This is a genomic window from Rheinheimera gaetbuli, from assembly GCF_054781935.1.
In genome coordinates this window covers 1-4,684 of the sequence record NZ_BAAGTL010000033.1, presented here as the reverse complement: position 1 = coordinate 4,684, position 4,684 = coordinate 1, and the positions used below count along the sequence as shown (strand labels likewise).

The following is a 4,684-nucleotide window of genomic DNA, read 5'->3' as shown; positions in this document are numbered from 1 at the left end:
CTCCGCCACTCCGCCGCGCTGATCATTTAACTGGGTTCCCGCCTGCGCATCCTCCTGCCACAGCACATTGAACTGCGTATAGTTGAACGACACATCAAACAGGGCATGACCAGCTAAACGGCGTTTTATTTCTGCCAGCGGGTAAAAACGATGTTGCTCAATAGCGCGACAATGCGCGTCCACAGCTTTGATCAGGCTTAGCCAGTCTCCCTCCGGCAACGTGACGCACACCGGCAGAATACTGACAAACAGCCCCAGCACCTTCTCACTGTCAATCACCTCAGGACGTCCATGGAACGACCCTCCCGACACCACCGTGTCACTGGCACAGGCCAGAGACAATGTCTTAAGGTGCGCAGCCAGCAGCAATGTCTTCAACGAGTAACCACTCTCTGCTGAGAGTTGCCTAAGCTCCGTTGACACCGCGCCACCCAAGCTACAGGTTATCGCATCCGATAAACACAACACGGCCTGATGTTCTTCACTGCCCCCATCATTCGCTGCCGACAGTTGCACCCGGCTGGCCGTCGCCTCATCAAGGTGCTGCCAGAACGCTGCATGCTCAGGCTCTGATAACGCCTGCAGCTCCATCGCGATAAAGTCACGATAGCTCGCCTGCAATGCCGGCAACTCTACATTCTTGCCTGACTGTACCTGACGGTACACCGACAACAACTCTGCGATTAAACTCGCTTCACTCAACCCATCCACTATTGCATGATGATTGCTGAAGCTCAGATGAAATTCGCCATCCGCCAGCACATGCGCTGCCACTCGCAACAACGGATATTCTTCTGCAGCAAAACCTCGCTGGTGCTCTTGTTGCAACCAGCTCTTCAGTGCCGCTTCAGCATCATCCTGTTGCACACGATAAACCTGCAGCTCAATTTGCGCGTCCTTATGTACCAGCAACAACGGCTGTGCATAACTGTCCAGCGCAATTTCTGTTCGCAGCATCGCATGACGCCGCGTCAGCAGTGCCAGAGTCTGGCGCAGGCTCTCTTCGTCAAAACGCAGTCCAGGACGGTAGTGCACTATGTCGTGATACACACCTTGCCCAGGGGAGTGCTGACTGTAATACAGCAAGCCTTGCTGCAGCAGACTCACCGGATACGCATCTTCGATGTCTTCCGGTAATTTTCTGCGAATGTCATCCGCAATCAGGGCAAACGGCTGCTGCTCTGCCTCTTCCTCCTGCACCGGCTTTATATGCCCGGCTATGGCGGCAATAGTCTGGTACTGAAACAGATCCTGCAGCGACAACATATAGCCCTGCTTACGCAGCTTACCCACAACCTGCAGGCTGGAAATCGAGTCGCCACCCACAGCGGTAAAGCCAAGGTTGGTACCAATTTCATCCAGACCCAGCACTTCCTGCCAAATCCGGCAAATCAGCGCTTCCAGCTCTGATGCCGGAGCGTCTAACGCTGCACTTCCCACCCGATCTGTCAAACACGGCTCTGGCAACGCACGTTGATCGAGCTTACCGTTTATCGTTAACGGCATCTGCTCAATACGCACATAGGCGACCGGTACCATGTATGCCGGCAATAGCTGTTGCAGGTAAGCACCAAGCAGCGGCGGCTCTATAGCGTGTCCGGTGTAGTAGGCTGTCAGCACAGGCTCCTGACCCGCACTTCCTCGCATCAACACCACCGCATCATCTATGCCGTCATACGTCAACAATTGCCGGCTGATATCTCCCAGCTCTACCCGGTGCCCACGGATCTTCACCTGATGATCACGCCGTCCCAGATATTCCACATCACCGTTTTCCAAACGCCGGGCTATATCTCCAGAGCGGTACCACAGTGGCCCGCTGCCGTTTAACTTTACAAAGCGCTCTGCGGTCAAAGCGCTGCGGTTAAGATAACCATTACTGACGCCCGCGCCGCAAACGTAGATCTCGCCCGGCACTCCCAACGGCACCGGCTGCTGCCATTCATCCAGCAGCTGGATAGCAAGATCTGCCAGAGGTTCGCCAATCAGACTGCCACTGTCTTTGCTGACACAATCCTTGCGCGATAACAGCCTATAGGTTACATGCACTGTGGTCTCGGTAATGCCGTACATGTTCACCAACCGGGTGCGACCACAGGCTCCACCGGCATCAAACCATGGCAACAGCTTGCACAGCTCCAATGCTTCGCCACCAAAAACCACATAACGCAGCTGATGGCTATCCGCGGCTTGCAACAAATGCGGCATCACCGCGTTGAACGCCGTCGGTGTCTGGTTCAGCACTGTCACACCTTCGCGAACCACCAACCGGGCAAACCCGACCGGATCACGGGTAACGGCACGCTCAGGAATAACCAGACGGCCACCGTAAAACAGCGCTCCCCACATCTCCCAGACAGAGAAATCAAAGGCGTAAGAATGAAACAGGGTCCAGACATCGGTATGATCAAAACCGAAACAATCTTGGCTGGATTTAAACAGTCGACAAACATTGTTATGTGTCACCTGCACGCCGTTTGGCCGGCCGGTTGAGCCTGAGGTATACAACACATAAGCCAGATCTTGCGGTGCCACGCGACTATCAGGGGCGTGCGGATTATCACCAGGTAATTCAGCAAGCGTATATTGCGTAACCGTATCACGCCAACCAGACACGTTTGCCTGCACCAGTACCATAGCGGGGTTAGCATCAGCAAGAATATCATTCTGCCGTTCAGGCGCCTGATTAGGATCTAGCGGAATATAGGCCGCACCGGCTTTAAGCACCCCTAGCAGAGCAACCAGCAGCTCTTCGCTGTGTTGCAGGCACACACCTACCAACTGGCCGGGCTGAACGCCCAGTGTCAGCAGGCTATTGGCCACTTTATTGCTGGCTTCATCTAATTGGCTGTAGCTAAGCGACTTATCCAGAAAGGTCAGGGCCGTTGCATCCGGGTGATCCACACAGGCCCGATGGAACATCGCCACAATAGTGTCGGTAGCAAATACCGGCAACTCATCACACTGTTGATCCACAGATGCAGACAACACGCTGCAATCTGCATCTGAGTTCAGAGCCAGCTGCTCCAGAACGTTGCGATATACTTTAACAAAGCGTTGCAAATCAGATTCTGCATACTCAGTGCCATCTAACTCCAGATAAATTTCTGGCCGGTTGTCTGCTTTGTTAAATATCGCCTGCACAATGAAGGGATAATTAGTTTTTTCAAACCCGCGGACTTCATCTTCAGCCTGTTTTTTTACATGTGCCGATTCGTTAAATGAGGTGTAATTAAAAATGTGACGGAAGAAATCTGCACCATCATGCTGCTTTTTCATCAAGCCTAATGGATAGCGACGATGAGGTAACATTACTTTGTCACATGCTGCCACAGCCTTTATAAAGTCAGCCCAAGACTGATTTCTAATATGGGCTCTGAACGGGACTGTATTTAGGAACAAACCTAGTACTGACTCAGCACCCAGCTTTTCCGGCCGGCCGTTAACAACAACACCCGTTAACACATCAGATTTGCCGGACAATACCGATATAGCTCTTAGATGCGCTGCAAGCAGGATAGCTTTTCGTGGCACATTAAGACGCAACCTTAGTGTTTCAAGCTCATCAGTTATCTCAGAACACAGTGGAACCAACGCCGCCAGATGCGATCTTCCAGCACATTGTGATGCAGCACTGTTTATGTCCGCTCGTTGGCTGCTCTGTAACAATGACTGCCAATATTGTTGTGTATCAACACTTTCAATAGCCTGACGTTCTGCGGCAATAAAATCACGATACTTTGCCGGTGAACGGGCCACTTCAACAGCTAGTCCTTTAAGTGCCAGGTCATAACAACGCAACAACTCTGAGGTCAAATGCCGGACACTGAACCCATCCAGTAAGGCATGGTGAAAACTTAAGATCAGTTCAAAACTTTGCTCATCCCGATATATAGCAAATACGCGAAACAAAGACGCCGACTCCAGATCGAATCCGCGTTGTTTTTCTGTTTCAATCCATTGCTGCTTCAACTGTTGAAACCGATCAGGCTCGGCATGGGAAAAATCTAACAACCCGACCGGCGTGTTCAATTCAGCGTGCACAACCTGAAGCGATTGCTTAAAACGGCTCAGCTCGAAAGTTGTGCGCAAAATCTCGTTCGCGCTGACTAACTTATCAACTACCTGCTGTAAAACCTTTAGCTGCAGGGGCAAAGCCACTTGCTGAATAACAATGTCATGATAGACAGCGTCTGCTTTGTTCATTTGTTGGTGAAACAACATGCCCATCTGGGTGTAACTAAGAGGATAGGCGTCTTGAATTTGCTTTTTAGTCATAGCTGAATTTCCATTCCCAAACAGAACATCACAACGGCCTTGCCAGGTTGGCAGGGGGTCTTTTGTATGGTGTAAATTCAACTACAATAGCGGGGCAGGAGTAACTGCTACTTATGACAGGTCTGCAGAGTAAAAGCCGAAAGCGGATAAAAGCGGCGCTTACAGTAATAAAAAACGGCGTAGCAAGCTTTAACTTACTACGCCGTTATTACTAATTTACCGGCTATCAACGGTCGGGTTTAGGCTAACAGCAGTTCAAGATCTTCACTGTCCAGCAGCGCAAACTCAGAAGTTTCGATTTGCTCCACCACCGTCACTGCACCCTGTTGCAATGCATTTGCCAATGACGCCACCGTGTCATGCTCAAACAAATCCTCCAGCGAAAACGCTATCCCCTGCGATGACG

The 4,684-nt window shown here is 51.3% G+C and carries 1 protein-coding gene; it reads right to left on the bottom strand.

Annotated elements, in window-relative coordinates; all coding sequences use genetic code 11:
* A partial coding sequence (locus ACYVIC_RS19620) for a non-ribosomal peptide synthetase (RefSeq protein WP_460862684.1) occupies window positions 1–4,278 on the bottom strand: 4,278 nt, incomplete at its 3' end.
* Window positions 4,279–4,684 lie beyond the last annotated feature (406 nt).